Origin of the sequence: Sphingomonas adhaesiva, assembly GCF_036946305.1 — a bacterium.
Lineage (GTDB): Bacteria > Pseudomonadota > Alphaproteobacteria > Sphingomonadales > Sphingomonadaceae > Sphingomonas > Sphingomonas adhaesiva_B.
Genome location: NZ_JAQIJJ010000002.1, coordinates 310,141 through 329,845, shown reverse-complemented (window position 1 = coordinate 329,845; position 19,705 = coordinate 310,141). Strand labels below are relative to the sequence as shown.

The window sequence follows — 19,705 nt, the reverse complement described above, 5'->3', positions numbered from 1 at the left end:
GTGAGACCTCGGCCCCTCACCCAAACCCTCTCCCCGCAGGGGAGAGGGCTCAAGAAGGTTACGCCGCCTCTTCGGCGTCCAGCCCATAGGCGGTGTGGAGGACGCGGACCGCAAGCTCCGTCTCGTCCTCGTGGATCAGCACGCTGACCTTGATCTCGCTGGTGGAGATCGCCTGGATGTTGATCCCGCGCGCGCCCAGCGTGGTGAACATCGTGCTGGCGACGCCCGCATGGCTGCGCATGCCGACGCCGACGACGCTGATCTTCGCGACGCGGGTGTCGTGGACCAGCTCGCCGAAGCCGATCGCCTCGCGCGCCTGGTTGAGCGCCTCGATCGAGCGCGGCAGGTCGGCCGCGGGCACGGTGAAGGTCACGTCGGTCGCGCTGGTGGAGCCGCTGCTGCGGTGCGCGATATTCTGGATGATCATGTCGACGTTGATGTTCGCCGCCGCCAGCGGTTCGAAGATCGCCGCGACCGAGCCAGGCGTGTCGGGCACCGCGGTCAGCGTGATCTTCGCCTCGTTCTTGTCGTGCGCGATGCCGGTGATGAGCTGGCGTTCCACTTCCGAAATCTCCTCTTCGCCGACGATCATCGTGCCGGGCAATGTGTCGGCCATCGGAGCGTCCTCGCCCGTGAACGACGACAGCACCTGGACGCGGACCTTTTCCTTCATCGCCAGCCCGACCGAGCGCGTCTGGAGCACCTTGGCCCCCACGCTCGCCAGTTCCAGCATCTCCTCATAGGTCACCTTCACCAGCTTGCGCGCGCGCGGCACGATGCGGGGGTCGGTGGTATAGACGCCGTCGACATCGGTGTAGATGTCGCAGCGGTCCGCCTTCAGCGCCGCCGCCACCGCCACCGCCGACGTGTCCGACCCGCCGCGCCCCAGCGTGGTGATGCGGCGATCGGCGTTCATCCCCTGAAAGCCGGGGATCACCGCTACCGCGCCTGCCGCCATGCTGGCGATCAGCGTATCGGTGTCGATCGTGCCGATGCGCGCCTTGGCAAAGGCATCGTCGGTGTGGATCGGCAATTGCCAGCCGAGCCACGACCGCGCCTCGACCCCGATCGCCTGAAGCGCGATCGCGAGCAGCCCGCTGGTGATCTGCTCGCCCGCCGCGACGACGACGTCATATTCGCGCGGATCGTACAGCGGCGACGCCTCGCGGCAGAAGCCGACGAGGCGGTCGGTCTCGCCCGCCATCGCGGAGACGACCACCGCCACCTGATTGCCGGCGTCGGCCTCGCGCTTCACCCGGGCGGCGACGGAGCGGATACGCTCGATCCCGGCCATCGAGGTGCCGCCGAATTTCATGACGATGCGCGCCACAGATCTGTCCAAACGCCTTGGGGTGGAGGGGGCGCCCTGATAGGAAGCGCGCATGACCGACGCAAGCGTAACAACCGAGACCATTCATGCCTCGATCGTCGCGGAAGAGGCCGCGCACTTCGGCAGGCTGGCGCAGGACTGGTGGGATCCGAAGGGATCGTCGGCGATGCTCCACCGGCTCAACCCGGTGCGGCTGCGCTATCTGCGCGGCGCGATCGACCGGCATTGGGATCTCGACGATCGCTCCTTCACCCCGCTGGCGGGGCGACGCGCGCTCGACATGGGGTGCGGAGCGGGGCTGCTGGCGGAGCCGCTGGCGCGGCTCGGGGCGGAGGTGATCGCGGTCGACGCCGCGCCGGAGAGTGTCGCGGTCGCGCGCGACCATGCCGTGGCCGGCGGGCTGGCGATCGATTACCGCACCGGTGGCGTGGAGGCGGTGGTGGGCGAGGCGTTCGACCTCGTCACCTCGATGGAGGTGGTCGAGCATGTCGCCGATCCGCGCGCCTTCGTCACGGCGCTGGCGGCGGCGGTCGCGCCCGGCGGCGTGCTGGTGATGAGCACGCCCAACCGCACATGGCTGTCGCGCATCGCGCTGGTGGAGGGCGCAGAACGGACCGGACGGATCCCGCGCGGCACGCACGACTGGCACCGCTTTCTGACGCCCGACGAACTCGGCGGGATGGTGCGCGACGCCGGGCTGGAGGTGACCGACGTCACCGGCCTGACGCTGGGCACCGCCGGGTTCGCGCTGGGGGCGTCGACCGCGCTCGACTATTTCCTCACCGCGCGGCGCGCGTGACGGCGTCGCCGCGGTTGGCCATCTGCAACCCGGTGCGCTGGCACGCCGCGGTCACGACGGGATAGTCGATATCGGTGTGGCGCGTCAGCGCCGCTGGCATCGCGGCCTGGCATTGCTGGATCGTGGCGTAGTGCGCCGGCTCGACACGGGCCTGGGTGCAACCCGATGCGCCGTCGGCGCATCCCATGATCGCCATCACGAAGAAGACGGGCTCCATCTTCACCTCCTATGGCCGTGAAAACGTTGCTCGAAAAACGCATGCCGGCGCGGGGCGTTCCGTCCGGCCGGCGGCGAGGTTGACGCCGCCGCCGCCGCGCACGACATCGCGCGTTCATGCCCCCGCTTTCCCCGACCTCCGTCACCACCGAACGCCCGCTGCTGCCGACGTTGCGGCGCTTCCTCCCCGATCTGTGGCCGTCCGACGCGCCGGGGATGAAGGTGCGCGTGGTCGGCGCGATGGCGCTGGTCGTCGCGTCGAAGCTGGTGCAGGTCTATGGCGCGCCCTTCGCGTTGCAGGGCGCGGTCGACGGGATGACGGTGCCGGCGACGCCGGTGTCGCTGATCGTGCTGCTGGTGGTCGGCTATGCCGCGGCGCGGTTCGGCAGCACCTTGTTCGACAATCTGCGCAACACGGTGTTCGAGCGGGTGGGGCAGGAGGCGACGCGGCGGCTGGCGGCGCGCGTCTTCCGACATCTCCACCAGCTGTCGCTGCGCTTCCATCTGGAACGGCGCACGGGCGCGGTGACGAAGGTGGTGGAACGCGGCACCAAGAGCATCGACACGATGCTGTACTTCCTCCTCTTCAACATCGCGCCGACGGTGCTGGAACTGGCGCTGGTGCTCGGTATCTTCCAGGTGAAGTTCGGCTGGCCGCTGGTCGCCGCCACGGTGGTGATGGTGGTCGTCTATATCTGGTTTACCCGCATCGTCACCGACTGGCGGGCGAGCTTGCGCGAGCGGATGAACGACCTCGACACCGGGGCGGTGGCGCATGCGGTCGATTCGCTGCTGAATTTCGAGACGGTGAAGTATTTCGGGGCGGAAGGACGCGAGGCGAAGCGCTACGACGCGGCGATGCGCGCCTATGCCCATGCGGCGGTGAAGAGCGAGAACAGCCTGGCGTGGCTCAACATCGGGCAGGCGGCGATCACCAACCTGATGCTGGGCGCAGGGATGGCCTGGGTCGCCTGGGGGTGGAGCCAGGGGCGGTTCACCGCGGGCAATGTGGTGCTGGTGTCGACCCTGCTGTCGCAGCTGTTCCGCCCGCTCGACCTGCTGGGGATGGTCTATCGCACGATCCGGCAGGGCGTGATCGACATGGGCGCGATGTTCGACCTGATCGACACGCCGTCGGAGGTGGTGGACGCGCCCGATGCCGCGCCGCTGGCGATCCGCAACGGCCATGTGCGGTTCGAGCGGGTGCATTTCGGCTATGACGCGGGCGCGCCGATCCTGAAGGGCGTCGACCTCGACGTGCCCGCGGGGTCGACGCTGGCGGTGGTGGGGCCGTCCGGGGCGGGCAAGTCGACGCTCGCGCGACTGATGTACCGCTTCTACGACGTGAACGAGGGGCGGATCACGATCGACGGACAGGATATCGCGGGGGTGACGCAGGACAGCTTGCGCGCCGCGATCGGGATCGTGCCGCAGGATACGGTGCTGTTCAACGACACGATCGGCTACAATATCGCTTATGGCCGCGAGGGCGCGGATCAGGATGCGATCGAACGCGCGGCGCGCGGTGCCGCGATCGCGGGGTTCATCGAGCGGCAGGCGGACGGCTATGCCACCCGCGTCGGCGAGCGCGGGCTGAAGCTGTCGGGCGGCGAGAAGCAGCGCGTCGCGATCGCGCGCACCTTGCTGAAGGATCCGCCGATCCTGATCCTGGACGAGGCGACCAGCGCGCTCGACAGCCGCACCGAGGGCGAGATCATGGAGACGCTCCAAGCGATCGAGCGCGGCCGCACCACGATCGTGATCGCGCACCGGCTGTCGACGATCGTCCATGCGGACCAGATCGTGGTGCTCGACGCCGGTCGCGTGGTGGAACGCGGCACCCATGCGGCGCTGCTGGCGGCGGGTGGACTGTACGCGGAAATGTGGACGCGGCAGGCGGCCGAACGCGCGGCGGGGGTGGAGGAGGTCGCGGCTTAGGTTGTTCGCGCGAAGACGCGAAGAAGTAGGGTTTGTTCGCGCAGAGACGCGGAGACGCGGAGGTGTCGTGCCCTTGGCGACTGGTCCGCGGCAGCAACAAGTCTCGCTCATTGTCTCCCGGCGCGATCGCTCCGTGCGGGACATCTCCGCGTCTCTGCGCCTCTGCGCGAACCCCTCTTCCTTCTTCTTCGCGGCTTAGCGTCTTCGCGTGAACATATTCAGCGATACGACAGCCCGCTTGCCCCATCCTCCCGGCAAGTGCACAACGCCGCACTCGCGTTTTCGAGGAGTTTCAATGCGTTCGCTGTTTGCCGCTACCTTGTCCGTGGCGCTGATGACCACCACCGCCGTTGCCCAGGTCCGTCAGGTGCCGCTGCCGGCCAGCAATCCCTTCGCCAGCGCGAGCACGCTGCCCTATGAGGCGCCGCCGTTCGACCGGATCAAGGACACCGACTATCTGCCCGCGATCAAGGCGGGGATGGCGGAGCAGCGTGCCGAGGTGGCGCGGATCGCCGCCGATCGCGCCGCGCCGACGTTCGACAATACGATCGCCGCGCTGGAGCGCTCCGGCCAGTTGCTGGAGCGTGCCAGCAACGCCTTCGAGGGCGTCAACGGGGCCAACACCAATCCGGTGCTCCAGAAGACCGAGGCGCAGCTCGCCCCGCTCCAGTCCGCGCATCGCGATGCGATCAACCAGGATGCGAAGCTGTTCGCGCGGGTGAAGTCGCTCCATGATCGCCAGGCTTCGCTGGGGCTGACCCCGGAGCAGGCGATGGTGCTGACGCTCACCTACGACAAGATGGTGCGCGCCGGGGCGCAGCTGCCGGCGACCGACCAGCAGGCGCTGCGCGAGGTCAACGGCACGCTGTCGACGCTGGAGACGAACTTCAAGCAGCGCCTGCTCGCCGCGGCGAAGGCGGGCGCGCTGGTGGTCGACGACAAGGCGAAGCTGGCCGGGCTGTCCGACGCGGAGATCGCGGCGGCGGCGGCCGATGCGACCGCGCGCGGGCTGCCGGGCCAATATGTCCTGTCGCTCCAGAACACGACGCAGCAGCCCGCGCTGGCGCAGCTGACCGATCGCGCGACGCGCCAGGCCTTGTTCGAGGCGAGCTGGACCCGCGCCACGAAGGGCGATGCCAACGACACGCGCACCACGCTGTCGCAGATCGCCGCGCTGCGCGCGCAGAAGGCGAAGCTGCTCGGTTTCGCCAGCTGGGCCGATTACAAGCTGGCCGACCAGATGGCGAAGACGCCGCAGACCGCGCAGGGCTTCCTGCGCCAGATCGCAAGCGCGGTCGCCGTCGAGCAGAAGCGCGAGGCGGCCGAGTTGCAGGAGCAGGTCAAGGCGGCGGGCGGCACCTTCGCGCTCAAGCCGTGGGACTGGGATTTCTATTCGGAGAAGCTGCGCAAGGCGCGCTACGACCTCAACCAGGACGAGCTGAAGCCGTATTTCCAGATCGACAAGGTGCTGACCGACGGCGTCTTCTATGCCGCGACCCAGCTATACGGCATCACCTTCAAGAAGCGTACCGACCTGCCGGTGTGGCAGCCCGATGTCATGGTCTATGAGGTGTTCGAGGAGAACGGCCGTCCGCTGGGGTTGATGTACTTCGATTACTGGAAGCGCGACAACAAGAACGGCGGCGCGTGGATGTCCAACTTCGTCAACCAGTCGGCGCTGCTGGGGACGAAGCCGGTGATCTACAATGTCGGCAACTTCACCAAGCCGGCGGCGGGCCAGCCCGCGCTGATCACGTTCGACGACGTGACGACGATGTTCCACGAATTCGGCCATGCGCTGCACGGGCTGTTTGCGAACCAGACCTATCCCAGCGTGTCGGGCACCAACACCGCGCGCGACTTCGTCGAATTCCCGTCGCAGTTCAACGAACATTGGGCGCTCGATCCCAAGGTGCTGGCGCATTATGCGGTCGACTATCGCAGCGGACAGCCGATCCCGGCGGCACTGGTTGAGAAGATCAAGCGCGCCGCGACGTTCAACACCGGCTATTCGTTCGGCGAGGCGCTGGCCGCGTCGCAGCTCGACATGGCGTGGCATTCGCTGCCCGCGGGCGGCGCGCCGCAGGATGCCGATGCGTTCGAGGCGAAGGCGCTGGCGGCATCGGGGCTGGACGTGGCGGACGTCCCGCCGCGCTATCGCTCCAGCTATTTCCTCCACATCTGGGGTAATGGCTATTCGGCCGGCTATTATGCGTATCAATGGACCAAGATGCTGGATGCCAACGCCTATTCCTGGTTCGAGCAGAACGGCGGGCTGACCCGCGCAAACGGCCAGCGCTTCCGCGACATGATCCTGTCGAAGGGGCATACCGAGGATTATGCGCCGATGTTCCGCGCCTTCTACGGCAAGGATCCGGAGGTGGCGCCGCTGCTCAACGATCTGGGGTTGAACGCGGACGGGTCGCGGATCGGGGGGTAACCTCCAACGTCGCCCTCACCCTTCCCACCGGCTTTGCCGGCGGGCCCCTTCCCTCTCCCGGCGGGAGAGGGAGGGAGGCGCGAAGCGCCGGAAGGGTGAGGGTGACTTCTACGCCAGCAGGTCGCGCGTCTCCGGATGCTTGTCGATATACGCCCGCACGAACGGGCATTGCGGCACCACCTTCAGCCCGCGGTCGCTCGCGGCGTCCAGCGCGCCGCGGATCAGGCGGCTGCCCACGCCGCGCCCCTCGATCTCGGGCGGGACGACGGTATGGGTGAAGACGATCCGTTCGCCCTCCAGCTGATAGGCCGCGACCGCGCGATGGCCGCTCACCTCCAGCACGAACTCCTGTTCGGAGCGGTTGTCGCGCACGCGCTCCACGCTCACGACGCCACCGGGTCGGCGGCCGGCGGCGCGTCGACGCCCTTCGCCACGGGCGAGGTCTGGTGCGGGGCGGTGGTGTTGGTGCCGGTCCGGTCGGTCTCTTCCTCGCGCCCGCAGCCGGACAGGAGCGCGGCCGCGCCGAAGGTGAAGAGCGCCAGGTTGCGGCGGGGTACGGGGATCATCGCCGTTCTACGCCCGAAACATGTCCCGCGTTCCGTTGCCACCTCGCGAGGCACGTCCTAGATGACCGGCAATGGTCGCTGACCCCGTCGACACGCTCCATCGCATCTTCGGCTTTCCTGCCTTCCGCGGCGTGCAGGAGGATGTCGTCACGCGCGTGCTGGCGGGGCAGCGCACGCTGGCGGTGATGCCCACCGGCGCGGGCAAGTCGCTATGCTATCAATTGCCCTCGGCGATGCTGGACGGCACCTGCGTGGTGGTCAGCCCGCTGATCGCGCTGATGCACGACCAGCTGCGCGCGGCGACCGCGGTCGGCCTGCGCGCCGCGACGCTGACCAGCGTGGACGAGAACAAGGCGGAGACGCGCGGGCGCTTCCTGGATGGCGCGCTGGACCTGCTCTACATCGCGCCCGAGCGTGCCTCGACCGCCGATTTCCGCGACCTGCTGGAGCGCGGGCGCGTCGCCTTGTTCGCGATCGACGAGGCGCATTGCGTCAGCGAATGGGGGCACGATTTCCGCCCCGACTATCGCCTGCTGCGCCCGCTGCTGGACGCCTTTCCGGACGTTCCCCGCCTCGCGCTGACCGCGACCGCGGACGAACATACGCGGCGCGACGTGCTGGAGCAGCTCGGCATCCCTGCCGAGGGGATGATCGTCGCGGGATTCGACCGCCCCAACATCCGCTACACGATCCGCCCGCGCGACAATACGACGCGCCAGATCGCGGACCTGATCGCGCGCACCCCGGGGCCGGGGATCGTCTATGTCCCCTCGCGCGCGGGGACCGAGAAGATGGCGGAGACGCTGGCGCGCAGCACCGGGCGCCCGGTGCGCGCCTATCACGCCGGGCTGGACGCCGGCGTGCGCGCAAGGAACCAGGCCGATTTCGTCGCGTCCGAGGATATGGTGATCTGCGCCACGGTGGCGTTCGGGATGGGGATCGACAAGCCCGACGTCCGTTTCGTGGCGCATGCCGGGCTGCCCAAGTCGATCGAGGCCTATTATCAGGAGACCGGGCGCGCCGGACGCGACGGCGACCCGGCGGTGGCGCATCTGTTCTGGGGCGCGGACGATTTCGCGCGCGCGCGCCAGCGCATCGGCGAGGTGGAGCCCGCGCGCCAGCCGGGCGAGCGCCAGCGGCTGACCGCGCTCAGCGCATTGGTGGAGACCGCGGGGTGTCGCCGCGCGATCCTGTTGCGGCATTTCGGCGAGCATCCGCCCGAAACCTGCGGCAATTGCGACAATTGCCTCGATCCCCCTGCCGCGATCGACGCGACGCAGGTGGCGCGCAAATATCTGTCCGCGGTGTTCCGCACCGGGCAGATGTTCGGCGCGGGCTATATCGAGCAGGTGCTGACCGGCCAGTCGACCGAGCGCAGCCTGATGAACGGGCACGAGCAATTGTCGGTGTGGAACATCGTCGATGGCGAGGAGCTGCGGCTGCTGAAGCCGGTCGGGCGCGCGCTGCTGCTGAAGGATGCGCTGCGCACCAATCCGCACGGCGGGCTGGAGTTCGGCCCCGCCGCGCGCGCGCTGCTCAAGGGCGAGGCGACGATGCCGCTGGTCGAGCCGCCCAAACGCGAGCGGCGGCGCAAGGGGGCAGCGGGCGCGGGCGCGAACCCGATCGACGATCCGCTGTTCGAGGCGCTGCGCGCCTGCCGCCGCGATCTGGCGAAGGAAGCCGGTGTACCCCCATATGTCATCTTCCACGATTCGGCGCTGCGCGAGATGGCGGCGCTGCGGCCGACCTCGGCCAGCGCATTGGGGCGGATCTCGGGCATCGGGCAGCGCAAGCTGGATGCCTATGGCGCGGCGTTCCTGAAAGTGATCGCGGACCACTCGTAATGTCGATTCGCGCGCGCTAGGGTCGCCCCCATGCTTCGCATCATCGACGATACCATCGCGGTCGCGCCGCAGATCCGCCCCGAGGACGTTCCCGCGATCGCCGCGGCGGGCTATGTCGCGATCGTCAACAACCGCCCCGATGGCGAGGAGGCGGGCCAGCCGAGCGGGGACGAGATCCGCGCCGCGGCACAGGCCGCCGGGCTCGCCTATACCGCGATCCCGGTGACGCACGCCGGGTTCAGCTTGGCGCAGGTGCAGGCGATGATCGGCGCGCTGGACGCTGCGGGCGGCCCGGTGCTGGCTTATTGCCGCTCCGGCACGCGGTCGTGCAACCTGTGGGCGCTGGCGGGTGCGGGGCTGGGCGTCGACCAGGACGAACTGACCGCGAAGGCGGCGGGCGCGGGCTATGACATCGCCGGGCTGCGCCCGCTGATGGACGCGGTGTCGCAACAGGCATGATGCTGGTGGGACTGCTGGGATTCGGCGGCACCGACCGGATGATGCGCACGCTGGACGAGGCACTGGATGCGATCGGCGTGGCGCTGCCCGATTTCCCCGCGATCGACGCCGTCACCGGCGAGGACGGGCGTGCGGCGCTGGCGGTGACCGCGGATCGCCGCGTGGCGGTGGTGCGCGTGCGCGGCGCGCGCGTCAGCGGACGCGAGGTGACCTGGCCGATGCTGCGCCAGACGATCGACGGCATCGTCGTGGAAACGGGCGATCGCCGGCTGGGCGACGTGACGCTGGTGGGCGTCACCGCACTGGACGTGCGGCGGCTGGGGCAGGCGATGGCGGCGTAGCGGCTCACCCTCACCCTTCCGGCGCTGCGGGGCACCCATGAAAGTAATACTTTCATGGGACCCCTGCGCGCCTCCCTCCCTCTCCCATTGGGAGAGGGAAGGGGCCCATCGCCGAAAGGCGATGGGAAGGGTGAGGGCGATGCTCAGCGCGCGACGATCAACCCCGCGCCCGCCAATATCCCCAGCACCGCCAGCACGCGCCGCCCGGTCACCCGCTCGCCCAGCGCGAGCACCCCGATCAGCAGCGCGGTGACCATCCCCGTCTCGCGCAGCGCGGCGAGCGGTGCGGTGGGGCCGAGCGCGAAGGCGGCGAGCGCGAGGCCGTAGGTGACGATCGACAGCGCGCCCGCGATCGCACCGGGACGCCAGCCGGTGCGCACCTGCGCGAAGATCGCGCCCTTCGACGCCGCGCCGAACATCGCCAGCACCACCGCCCCCATCAGCACGAACAGCCAGACGATATAGCTGGCCGGCGTCGGTGCGGCGCGGACGCCATGCGCGTCGATGACGGTGTAGATCGCGATCGTCACGCCCGTGAGCAGCGACCAGCCGAGCGCCACGCGATCGATGTGCCGCCCCACCACCAGCACCAGCATCGCGCCCGCGATCAGCGCGATCCCTGCCACCTGCGCCACCGTCGCGGGTTCGCCCAGCCAGCCGATCGTAGCGACCGCGGTGACGACCGGCGCGGTGCCGCGCAGCACCGGATAGGCCGCGGTCAGGTCCGCCACCTGATAGGCGCGGATCAGCGCGTAGAGATAGATCGCATGTCCCACCGCACTCGCCGCCAGCCAGCCCCACGCACCCTGCGGCGCGGGGACGAAGAAGACGGCCGGCAGCAGGATCGCGGCACTCGCCGCATCGGTGAAGGCGCGCGCCGCCATCTTGTCGCGCCCGCCCTTCACGATCGCGTTGACGACGGCATGGATCGAGCCGGACGCGATCATCATCGCGGCGGCGAGGGGGTAGGCGGGCATGGGCGGGGTATGGGGCAGGCTTGCTGTTCCGTCACCCAGGACTTGATCCGGGGTCCCGCTTCTCGCCCACGTTGCCGAAGAAGCGGGACCCCGGGTCAAGCCCGGGGTGACGATGTGGTCGGGGCGGGCGTCACGTCACCAGCCGCCGCAACGCCTCCAGCGTGTCCGCCTCCTGCGCCGGCTTGTCGGTGCGGATGCGCGCGATGCGGGGGAAGCGCATCGCCACGCCCGACTTGTGGCGTTTCGATTCGTGGATCGAATCGAACGCGATCTCCAGCACCAGCGTCTTCTCCACCTCGCGCACCGGGCCGAAGCGGTTGAGCGTGTGCTGTCGCACGAAGCGGTCGAGCTGCGCGATCTCCTGGTCGGTGATGCCCTGATACGCCTTGCCGACCGGCAGCAGCTCGCCGTCGGGCGTCCAGCAGCCGAACGTATAGTCGCTGTACCAGCTCGACCGGCGGCCGTTGCCGCGCTGCGCGTACATCATCACGCAATCGGCGGTCAGCGGATCGCGCTTCCATTTGTACCACAGCCCGGTGCGGCGCCCCGCGACATAGGGGCTGTCGCGCCGCTTCAGCATCATCCCCTCGATCGCGGCATCGCGCGCGCCGGCGCGCTGGCCCTCGAGCGCGGTGAAATCCGCCGCCTCGATCACCTGCGACAGGTCGAAGCGGTCGGCGTCGAGCCGCGTCGCGAACGCCTCCAGCCGCGCGCGACGCTCGCTCCACGGCAATGCGCGCAGGTCCTCCGCACCGTCGAACAGGATGTCATACAACCGGACGAAGGCGGGCGATTCGGCGAGCATCTTCGCCGACACGATTTTGCGCCCCAGCCGTTGCTGCAGCGCGTTGAAGCTGCCCGCCTCCCCGCCCTGAAAGTCGCCCTTCACCATCAGCTCGCCGTCGACCACGCCGGGGGTGGCGAAGGCGGCGGCGACGTCGGGGAAGGCGCGCGTCACGTCATCGCCGGTGCGGCTGTAGAGCTGCGTCTCACCGGCCACATGGACGATCTGGACGCGGATGCCGTCCCATTTCCACTCCGCGACATAGTCGGCGAGATCGACGCGCAGATCCTCCAGCGGATGCGCGAGCATAAACGGGCGGAAGACGGGGACGTCGGCGGGCGTCGGCTGTGCGCCGGTGCCCTCCGCCCAGGCGAACAGCGTCGGATAAGGCGGCTCCAGCCCGTGCCACACCTCCTCAACCGCCTCGACATCCAGCCCGAAGGCATCCGCCAGCGCCTGTTTCGCGAGCCGCGCGGAGACGCCGACGCGCAACGCGCCGGTCGCCATCTTGAGCAACGCGAACCGCTCCTCCGCATCCAGCCGGTCGAGCATGTCGGCCAGCGCGGCGGGCGCATCGGCACGCGACAGGTGCAGCAACCGGTCGACCACCGCACCGACGGTGAGCGGCGCGGTATCGGCGGGCGGCACATCGGGGCTGGGCCACAACAACGCCACCGTCTCCGCGGTGTCGCCGACGTAATCGCGGCTCATCCGGAACAGCACCGGATCGACCCGCGCCTCGATCAGCGCGCGGATCACCGCGGGCTTGACGCCCGGCAGGTCGAGATCGCCGGTCAGCGCGGCCATCGCCCAGCCGCGGTCGGGATCGGGCGTGGCGCGCAGATAGTCGCCGATCAGCTTCAGCTTCGCGTTGCGCGAGCGCGTGTAGATCAACGAATCGAGCAGGGCGGCGAAGGCATGCATGTGCGGAGCCGCCCGCGCGTCAGTCGATCGCGTCCTTCGCCGCCTTGCCCGCCATCAATCCCAGCGCGAGGAAGATGACGAAGAGTGCCACGGCGACGAAGAACAGGATCTTGGCGATGCCGACGAAGGCGCCGCCGATGCCGCCGAAGCCCAGCGCGCCGAGCAGCAGCCCGGCGACCAGGAAGATGAGGGCCAGTTTCAGCATGGTGTCGGTTCCTTCGTCATGATCGCGCGTCAGCCCTTGCGGCTGGCCTCGAACAGGAACCAGGCGCGCTCCTCGGCCTGGTCGGTCCATTCGTCGACGATGCCGCTGGTGGCATTGTCCTTGGCCTCCTCCGCAGCGTCCTTCACCTCGCGGAAGCGCTCGACCAGCTTGAGGTTGTCGTCGCGCAGCTCGGCCAGCATGTCGGCGGCGGCGACGAAGTCGCGGTCGTTGTCGACGATCGACTGGCGGCGCGAGATGTCGCCGATCGAGCGCAGCGTGACGTTGCCCGTCTTGCGCACCCGCTCCGCGATCGCGTCGGTGACGCCCAGGATCTGCGCCGCCTGATCGTCGAGCAGCAGGTGATAGTCGCGAAAGTGCGGACCGGAGACGTGCCAGTGGAAGTTCTTGGTCTTGAGATACACCGCATAGCAATCGGCCAGCGCACCGTTCAGCGCCTCCGCGACGGTTTTGGTGTCGTTGCGCGCCAGATCGGTCGGGGTTTCCAGCGCGGGGTTGATGTCGGCCACGATTCGCTCCGTCATTTGATGTCGGTGGCGCAACGAAGCGCGCGCGGAATGGCTCCGGCGAAGTTTTCCGTTCAGGGTGAGTGGCGATTTCTATGCTCCCCTCCTCTTCAGGGGAGGGGCTGGGGGTTGTCTCACAGAGACCGCCGCCTTTGACTGCCCCACCCCAACCCAGTGTCAGGTAAACGATGCCCCGCATCGTTTAGGTCATGCCGGGGGCATGACCGACCTGACACTCCTGAAGGGGAGGGGATAGAGAGAAAGTATCGGTGACGCGTCAGATCAGCGACACCGCGCGCAACGCCAGCACCACCCCCGCCACCGTCAGCAGCACCATGTTCGCCACCCGCACCGCCCGCAGCGGCAGCGCCAGCCATGCGCGTTCGCCCAGTGTGACCGACACGGCCACCACCGCCACCGCGCCCAGCGTCGCGCCGATCGCCGCGGCCCAGGGCAGCGGGCTGCGCGCGGCGAGCGCAGCGGCAACGAACTGCATCCGGTCGCCGAAGGCCATGATGAACAGCCCCGCGAACGCCGTGGGCAGGCGCCCGATGCGCCATCCGGCGAGATCCTCCGGGCGTGTCGATCGCCATCCGGTGCCCGCCCCGGCGAGGACCAGCGCCAGCGCGAGCAGCAGCAGCCGCGCCTCCGGGGTCAGCAATGCGGCGACCGCAAGGCCGCCTGCCACGCCGATCGCGTAATTGGCCGCCAGCGCGACCGCGGCGGCCGCGATGACCATCGCCGGCGAGCGCCAGCGATCGGCCAGGATCGCCGCCAGCCATGGCGTCCGGTCGGCTGCCTGCGTCAACGCGCCCAGCAGCAGCGCCGCCATCAGCGCGTCCATCGCGGCACCTCCGTCAGGCGGCGAACCGCACCGCGCAGGCAGCGGCGAAGGCCTCGCACGCGCCCTGATCCTGCCGCTCGCTCGACACCGCCTCGCGCAGCAGCGCGAGCCAGCCGTGGACCAGCGCGCCCTGCTCGCCGCGCGCCAGCGCCGATTCGAGCAGATGCGCGACGGTGACCGCGGGCATCAGGCGGTGGCGGTGCGCGACGGCGCGGATGCGATCCACCTCGTCCGCGATTCGCGCCGGCCCGGCGCGCCATTCGATCGCGGCGACCCGGTTCGCCAGATCGGCCTTGATGTCTGCCAGTGCGTCGCTACCCATGGTCCGCTCCTTTGCCCGGAACATGGCACGATGCGGTTACGACCCGCTTAATCCGGCCGCTCGATCGGCACGCGCGCTTGACTCGCGCGGGCATTTGCGCCAATCGCCCCCGTCTGTTGCGGCGGGGTGCCCCTCGCCGCTCTTTTTTGTTTTCACGCTATCAGGAATTGGTCATGGCAAAGCCGACCACCGTCAAGATCAAGCTCGTCAGCTCCGCCGACACCGGCTTCTTCTACGTGACGAAGAAGAACCCGCGTACCAAGACCGAGAAGCTGAGCTTCAACAAGTATGATCCGATCGTGCGCAAGCACGTCGCGTTCAAGGAAGCCAAGATCAAGTAAGCGGCGGGCGGTCTCGACCGCCTGCGCTGCCGGATCGGCTGCACGAAAGGAGCCGCGGGCGGATGCCGGCGGCTCCTTTCGTGCGTGTCTGTGACAACGCCCTCCTCCTGTCCGTTCGCCCTGAGGAGAGGCTGAGCTTGTCGAAGCCTCGTCTCGAAGGGTACGCACGCGCATGTGCTTCGAGACGCCGCTTCGACAAGCTCAGCGGCTCCTCAGCACGAACGGGGATAGGGCGGTGTTCAGATCAACTCGCTCACCGCCGCCATGAAGCGCGCCAGCGTGATCGGCTTCGACACATAGGCATTGGCGCCCGCGGCGCGCAGCCGTTCCTCGTCCTCGCGCCCGGCATAGGCGGTGACCGCCATCACCGGGATGTGGCGCAGCGCCTCGTCCGCCTTCATCTCCAGGATCAGCTCGTAGCCGGTGACATGCGGGATCTGGATGTCCATCACCACCAGGTCGGGGGAGAAAGCGCGCGCGCGCTCCACCGCCTCGCGCCCGTCGCGTACCGGCTCGACCGCGAAGTCGTGCGCCCGCAACAGGTCGCAGAACAGCTTGAGATTGAGTTCGTTGTCCTCGACAACGAGCACTCGTTTTGTCACGCGCGAACTGTCCCCATTGAAGGTGCATCATAGGTAATGGGCCGAACCGATACAAACCCCCACGATACCCAAACGGTTGCCCTTCAGGCGCTGGTCTGGACGCTGGCGGACGAGGCCCGCGCCGGGCGGCTGGTGGCGCTGACCGGGCTGACCCCGGCGGACCTGCGCGCACGGCTGGGGGAGCCGGCGGTGCTGGCGGCCTGCCTCGCGTTTCTGGAGGGGCATGAGCCCGATCTGGTCGCCTGTGCCGGGGCGATCGGTGCCACGCCCGATGCGCTGGTGGCGGCACGCGCGGCGCTGGAGCGGGCGGCATGACGCGCCCGCTGCTGATCTGCGATTGCGACGAGGTGCTGCTGTACATGCTGCAACCCTTCGCCGACTGGCTGGGCGAGGCGCATGACGTCGAGTTCACGATCGGGTCGTGGGATCTCGCCAGGGCGATGAAGCGCCGCGGCGATGGCCCACCGCTGACCCGCGCCGACATGTCGGGGTTCCTCGGCGGGTTCTTTCCGGCGCAGATGCACCGCCAGTCGCTGGTGCCGCACGCGCGCGACGCGCTGGCGGCGATCGCGGCGCAGGCGGACGTGGTGATCCTGACCAATCTGGAGGATCAGTGCCGCACGCATCGCATCGAGCAGCTGGCGGCGTTCGGGATCGACCATCGCGTCGAGTGCAATCAGGGCGGCAAGGGCGATCCGGTGGCGCGGCTGGTGGCGGAGCATGGCGATCCGGTCACCGTCTTCGTCGACGATTTGCCGCATCATCACGCCTCGGTGGCGGAGCATGCGCCGCAGGTGTGGCGGCTGCACATGGTGTCGGAGCCGCAGCTGGCGCCCGGCGTTCCCACCGCGCCCGAGGCCCATGCGCGGATCGACGACTGGCGGCCGGCGCAGGACTGGGTGCTGGCGCGCTTCGCCGCGGGCGTACCGGCTTGACCCCGCGGGCGGCGTGTCGCAGGCATCGCGCATGACCGATCGCATCGACCGCACGCTCCGGGACCTGGGCCTCGAACTGCCGCAGGCCGCGGCGCCCATCGCTGCCTATGTCCCCGTCGTCGAGGCGGGCGGGCTGCTCCACGTTTCCGGCCAGCTGCCGTTCAGGGACGGCAAGGTCGTCACCGGACGGCTGGGCGAGGGCATCTCGCTGGAAGATGGGCAGGATGCGGCGCAGCGGTGCGCGCTGATGGTGATCGCGCAGGTGAAGGCGCATATCGGCCATCTGGAGCGGATCACCCGCGTCGTGAAGCTGGGCGTGTTCGTCAATTCGACCGCGGACTTCACCGACCATCCCAAGGTCGCCAACGGCGCGTCGGACCTGATGGTCGCGCTGTTCGGCGATGCCGGCAAGCATGCGCGCGCCGCGGTCGGCGTCGCGTCGCTGCCGCTGGGCGTGCCGGTCGAGGTGGATGCGATCATCGAGGTGGCACCGGCCCTTTGACGGGGCGGGCCGCACCCCTATCTGGGCGGCGATGACCTCGCTCACCGCGCGTATCGCCGACGGCGTGGCCGCCATCCCCGCCGATCAGTGGGATGCCTGCGCCGGCACTGCCAACCCGTTCCTGGGCCATGCCTTCCTGTCCGCGCTGGAGGCGTCGGGCAGCGTCGGCGGGCGCAGCGGGTGGCAGCCGATCCCGATCGTGGTCGATGGCGACGACGGCGCGCCGATCGCGATCGCGCCCGCCTATGCCAAGACGCACAGCCAGGGCGAATATGTCTTCGACCATGCCTGGGCCGATGCATGGGAGCGCGCGGGCGGCAGCTATTATCCCAAGTTGCAGGTGGCGGTGCCGTTCACGCCGGTGCCCGGTCCCCGGCTGCTGCTGCGCGATCCCGCCGCCGCGCCCGCGCTGATCGCAGCGCTGGAGGCGGTGACCGACCGGCATCAGCTATCCTCCGCGCACGCCACCTTCGTCGCGCCCGAGCAGGTGCCCGCGTTCGAGGCGGCGGGATGGCTGGTGCGCGAGGGGACGCAATTCCACTGGCGGAACGACGGCTATGCCACGTTCGACGATTTCCTCGCCGCGCTGTCGAGCCGCAAGCGCAAGGCGATCCGCAAGGAGCGCGCCACCGCGGTCGAGGGGCTGACGATCCGCCATGTGACCGGCGGCGAGATCGGCGCGCGCGAATGGGACGCGTTCTGGACCTTCTATCAGGACACCGGCAGCCGCAAATGGGGGCGGCCATATCTGACCCGCGCCTTCTTCCCGCTGCTGGGCGAGGCGCTGGGCGATCGTGTGCTGCTGATCCTGGCGGAGCGCGACGGGGTGCCGATCGCCGGCGCGCTCAACCTGATCGGAGCGGATGCGCTCTACGGCCGTTACTGGGGCTGCACCCAGGACGTGCCGTTCCTGCACTTCGAACTGTGTTACTATCAGGCGATCGACGCCGCGATCGCGCGCGGGCTGGCCACCGTGGAGGCGGGCGCGCAGGGCGAGCACAAGCTGGCGCGCGGCTATGTGCCCGTGCCGACCTGGTCGGCGCATTACATCCCCGACGCCGGTTTCCGCCGCGCGGTCGCCGATTTCCTGACGCGCGAACGCGCCGCGGTGGAGGCGGATCAGGAGTTCATGGGGGCGATGACGCCGTTCCGGCGGGGGTGACGCCCGCACCCTGTTCCTGCGCGCATCGCCCTGCTATCCGCGCGCTTTCCTGCATTTCGGAACCGTCGATGACCTCCCCCCGCCGTACCTTCGCGATCATCTCCCACCCCGACGCGGGCAAGACGACGCTGACCGAGAAGCTGCTGTATTTCGGCGGCGCGATCCATCTGGCGGGCGAGGTGAAGGCGCGCGGGCAGAACCGTCGCGCGCGCTCGGACTGGATGAAGATCGAGCAGCAGCGCGGCATTTCGGTCACGTCCAGCGTCATGACGTTCGAGCATGACGGCATCACCTTCAACCTGCTCGACACGCCGGGGCACGAGGATTTCAGCGAGGACACCTATCGCACGCTGACCGCGGTCGATTCCGCGATCATGGTGATCGACGCCGCCAAGGGGATCGAGCCGCAGACGCGCAAGCTGTTCGAGGTGTGCCGCCTGCGCAGCGTCCCCATCATCACCTTCGTCAACAAGGTCGACCGCGAAGGCCGCCCGGTGTTCGAGCTGCTGGACGAGATCGCCGACATGCTGGCGCTCGACGTCTGCCCGATGACGTGGCCGGTGGGGATGGGGGGCACGTTCGAGGGCATTCTCGACCTCGCGACCAACCGCATCACCCGGCCGGAGGGCGACAGCCGCCTGTTCCAGGGCAAAGTGGAGGCCGACCCCACGCTGCCCGACGACATCGCCGAGGAGATCGAACTGGCGCAGGCCGGCTATGCCGCGTTCGATCCCGAGGCGTATCGCCACGGCGACCTGACCCCGGTTTATTTCGGCTCCGCGCTCAAAGACTTCGGTCCCGCCGAGCTGATCGCCGCGCTGGCCGATTTCGCGCCGCCGCCGCGTGCGCAGCCGGCCGAGCCGGCGCCGGTCAGCCCGGAGGCGAAGGAGGTCACCGGCTTCATCTTCAAGGTGCAGGCCAATATGGACCCGCAGCATCGCGACCGCATCGCGTTCATGCGGCTGTGCTCGGGCACGTTCAAGCGCGGCATGAAGCTGACCCCGACCGGCCACGGCAAGCCGATCGCGGTCCACTCGCCGATCCTGTTCTTCGCACAGAACCGCGAGGTCGCGGACGAGGCGTTCCCGGGCGATATCATCGGCATCCCCAACCACGGCACGCTGCGCGTCGGCGATACGCTGTCGGAGAAGGCCGACGTGCGCTTCACCGGGCTGCCCAATTTCGCGCCGGAGATCCTGCGCCGCGTCGCGCTGAAGGATCCCACCAAGACCAAGCAGCTGCGCAAGGCGCTGGATGACATGGCCGAGGAAGGGGTGACGCAGGTCTTCTATCCCGAGATCGGCAGCAACTGGATCATCGGCGTGGTGGGGCAGCTCCAGCTCGACGTGCTGCTGTCGCGGCTGGATGCGGAATACAAGGTCGCCGCGGCGCTGGAGCCGGCGCCCTATGACACCGCACGCTGGGTGTCGGCGGCGGACCCCGCCGACCTGAAGGCGTTCGCGGACCTCAACCGGTCGGCGATGGCGAAGGATCGCGACGGCAATCCGGTGTATCTGGCGAAGTCGGCGTGGGACGTCGGCTATGCGCAGGACCGCAACCCGAAGGTGAAGTTCGCCGCCGCGCGGGAACGCTGAGCCAAAAAAAGCCCCTCCCCTTCAGGGGAGGGGTTGGGGTGGGGCAGTCACGAGC

At 69.1% G+C, this 19,705-nt stretch carries 23 protein-coding genes; 12 read left to right on the top strand and 11 right to left on the bottom strand.

Annotated features, from left to right (window positions below; translation table 11 throughout):
* Positions 1–58 precede the first annotated feature (58 nt).
* Positions 59–1,330, bottom strand: coding sequence for an aspartate kinase (locus PGN14_RS01750; protein WP_335297691.1), 1,272 nt, complete (start codon positions 1,328–1,330; stop codon positions 59–61).
* 52 nt (positions 1,331–1,382) lie between these two features.
* Here PGN14_RS01750 and ubiG point away from each other — a divergent pair, with 52 nt between their 5' ends.
* Positions 1,383–2,129: a bifunctional 2-polyprenyl-6-hydroxyphenol methylase/3-demethylubiquinol 3-O-methyltransferase UbiG gene (ubiG, locus tag PGN14_RS01745; RefSeq protein WP_335297690.1), complete on the top strand. Its 747-nt coding sequence runs from the start codon at positions 1,383–1,385 to the stop codon at positions 2,127–2,129.
* Here the strand turns inward: ubiG and PGN14_RS01740 are convergent.
* Entirely contained in the window at positions 2,110–2,346 is a 237-nt protein-coding gene (locus tag PGN14_RS01740; RefSeq protein WP_335297689.1) for a hypothetical protein, read from the bottom strand. The two genes, ubiG and PGN14_RS01740, sit on opposite strands and share 20 nt — an antisense overlap.
* 116 nt (positions 2,347–2,462) lie before the next feature.
* Here PGN14_RS01740 and PGN14_RS01735 point away from each other — a divergent pair, with 116 nt between their 5' ends.
* Together PGN14_RS01735 and PGN14_RS01730 are read left to right on the top strand one after the other, a co-directional pair.
* The gene (locus tag PGN14_RS01735; protein WP_335297688.1) at positions 2,463–4,283 is read left to right on the top strand and encodes an ABCB family ABC transporter ATP-binding protein/permease; all 1,821 of its coding nucleotides are present in this window, start codon (positions 2,463–2,465) and stop codon (positions 4,281–4,283) included.
* Between the two features lie 295 nt (positions 4,284–4,578).
* Complete coding sequence (locus PGN14_RS01730) at positions 4,579–6,723, top strand: M3 family metallopeptidase (RefSeq protein WP_335297687.1); 2,145 nt, start codon at positions 4,579–4,581, stop codon at positions 6,721–6,723.
* A 108-nt stretch (positions 6,724–6,831) separates the two neighbouring features.
* On the opposite strand, the gene PGN14_RS01725 is transcribed toward PGN14_RS01730, so the two are convergent.
* Positions 6,832–7,095 carry a GNAT family N-acetyltransferase gene (locus tag PGN14_RS01725; RefSeq protein ID WP_335297686.1) on the bottom strand — a complete coding sequence of 88 codons (264 nt, stop codon included), beginning with the start codon at positions 7,093–7,095 and terminating at the stop codon, positions 6,832–6,834.
* Positions 7,096–7,106: 11 nt separating this feature from the next.
* Positions 7,107–7,289 carry a hypothetical protein gene (locus tag PGN14_RS01720; protein ID WP_335297685.1) on the bottom strand — a complete coding sequence of 61 codons (183 nt, stop codon included), beginning with the start codon at positions 7,287–7,289 and terminating at the stop codon, positions 7,107–7,109.
* A 71-nt stretch (positions 7,290–7,360) separates the two neighbouring features.
* On the opposite strand from PGN14_RS01720, the gene recQ reads away from it, so the two are divergent.
* The 3 genes from recQ to PGN14_RS01705 are packed head-to-tail and all read left to right on the top strand — an operon-like array spanning position 7,361 to position 9,933.
* The gene (gene recQ / locus PGN14_RS01715; RefSeq protein ID WP_335297684.1) at positions 7,361–9,133 is read left to right on the top strand and encodes a DNA helicase RecQ; all 1,773 of its coding nucleotides are present in this window, start codon (positions 7,361–7,363) and stop codon (positions 9,131–9,133) included.
* 30 nt (positions 9,134–9,163) lie between these two features.
* Positions 9,164–9,592, top strand: coding sequence for a TIGR01244 family sulfur transferase (locus PGN14_RS01710; protein WP_335297683.1), 429 nt, complete (start codon positions 9,164–9,166; stop codon positions 9,590–9,592).
* Positions 9,589–9,933: a hypothetical protein gene (locus PGN14_RS01705; protein ID WP_335297682.1), complete on the top strand. Its 345-nt coding sequence runs from the start codon at positions 9,589–9,591 to the stop codon at positions 9,931–9,933. The genes PGN14_RS01710 and PGN14_RS01705 overlap by 4 nt, the downstream gene beginning before the upstream one ends.
* 143 nt (positions 9,934–10,076) lie before the next feature.
* On the opposite strand, the gene PGN14_RS01700 is transcribed toward PGN14_RS01705, so the two are convergent.
* From PGN14_RS01700 to PGN14_RS01675, 6 genes are all read right to left on the bottom strand, one after another.
* Positions 10,077–10,910: a DMT family transporter gene (locus PGN14_RS01700; RefSeq protein ID WP_335297681.1), complete on the bottom strand. Its 834-nt coding sequence runs from the start codon at positions 10,908–10,910 to the stop codon at positions 10,077–10,079.
* Positions 10,911–11,040: 130 nt separating this feature from the next.
* On the bottom strand, positions 11,041–12,618 hold the full coding sequence (locus PGN14_RS01695; RefSeq protein WP_335297680.1) for a cisplatin damage response ATP-dependent DNA ligase: 1,578 nt from the start codon (positions 12,616–12,618) through the stop codon (positions 11,041–11,043).
* Between the two features lie 19 nt (positions 12,619–12,637).
* The gene (locus tag PGN14_RS01690) at positions 12,638–12,823 is read right to left on the bottom strand and encodes a DUF1328 family protein (RefSeq protein ID WP_335297679.1); all 186 of its coding nucleotides are present in this window, start codon (positions 12,821–12,823) and stop codon (positions 12,638–12,640) included.
* A 29-nt stretch (positions 12,824–12,852) separates the two neighbouring features.
* Positions 12,853–13,365 (bottom strand): Dps family protein, encoded by a 513-nt coding sequence (locus tag PGN14_RS01685; protein ID WP_335297678.1) that lies wholly within the window; start codon positions 13,363–13,365, stop codon positions 12,853–12,855.
* 259 nt (positions 13,366–13,624) lie between these two features.
* Positions 13,625–14,191 (bottom strand): TMEM165/GDT1 family protein, encoded by a 567-nt coding sequence (locus PGN14_RS01680; protein WP_335297677.1) that lies wholly within the window; start codon positions 14,189–14,191, stop codon positions 13,625–13,627.
* 13 nt (positions 14,192–14,204) lie between these two features.
* Positions 14,205–14,513, bottom strand: a complete 309-nt coding sequence (locus PGN14_RS01675) for a hypothetical protein (protein ID WP_335297676.1) — start codon at positions 14,511–14,513, stop codon at positions 14,205–14,207.
* A gap of 173 nt (positions 14,514–14,686) precedes the next feature.
* Here PGN14_RS01675 and rpmG point away from each other — a divergent pair, with 173 nt between their 5' ends.
* Positions 14,687–14,854, top strand: a complete 168-nt coding sequence (gene rpmG, locus PGN14_RS01670; RefSeq protein WP_219754961.1) for a 50S ribosomal protein L33 — start codon at positions 14,687–14,689, stop codon at positions 14,852–14,854.
* 239 nt (positions 14,855–15,093) lie between these two features.
* Here rpmG and PGN14_RS01665 read toward each other — a convergent pair whose 3' ends face one another.
* Complete coding sequence (locus tag PGN14_RS01665; RefSeq protein WP_335297675.1) at positions 15,094–15,456, bottom strand: response regulator; 363 nt, start codon at positions 15,454–15,456, stop codon at positions 15,094–15,096.
* 36 nt (positions 15,457–15,492) lie between these two features.
* Between PGN14_RS01665 and PGN14_RS01660 the strand changes: the two genes are divergently transcribed.
* The 5 genes from PGN14_RS01660 (at position 15,493) to PGN14_RS01640 (ending at position 19,650) form a co-directional block, all read left to right on the top strand.
* Complete coding sequence (locus tag PGN14_RS01660) at positions 15,493–15,771, top strand: DUF3572 family protein (protein ID WP_335297674.1); 279 nt, start codon at positions 15,493–15,495, stop codon at positions 15,769–15,771.
* Positions 15,768–16,391 (top strand): HAD family hydrolase, encoded by a 624-nt coding sequence (locus PGN14_RS01655; RefSeq protein WP_335297673.1) that lies wholly within the window; start codon positions 15,768–15,770, stop codon positions 16,389–16,391. Before PGN14_RS01660 ends, PGN14_RS01655 begins: the two co-directional genes overlap by 4 nt.
* A gap of 31 nt (positions 16,392–16,422) precedes the next feature.
* Complete coding sequence (locus PGN14_RS01650; RefSeq protein WP_335297672.1) at positions 16,423–16,893, top strand: RidA family protein; 471 nt, start codon at positions 16,423–16,425, stop codon at positions 16,891–16,893.
* A 31-nt stretch (positions 16,894–16,924) separates the two neighbouring features.
* A complete protein-coding gene (locus PGN14_RS01645; protein WP_335297671.1) occupies positions 16,925–18,055 on the top strand; it encodes a GNAT family N-acetyltransferase in 1,131 nt (376 codons plus the stop codon).
* Positions 18,056–18,123: 68 nt separating this feature from the next.
* Positions 18,124–19,650: a peptide chain release factor 3 gene (locus tag PGN14_RS01640; protein WP_335297670.1), complete on the top strand. Its 1,527-nt coding sequence runs from the start codon at positions 18,124–18,126 to the stop codon at positions 19,648–19,650.
* The last annotated feature ends 55 nt before the right edge of the window (positions 19,651–19,705 follow it).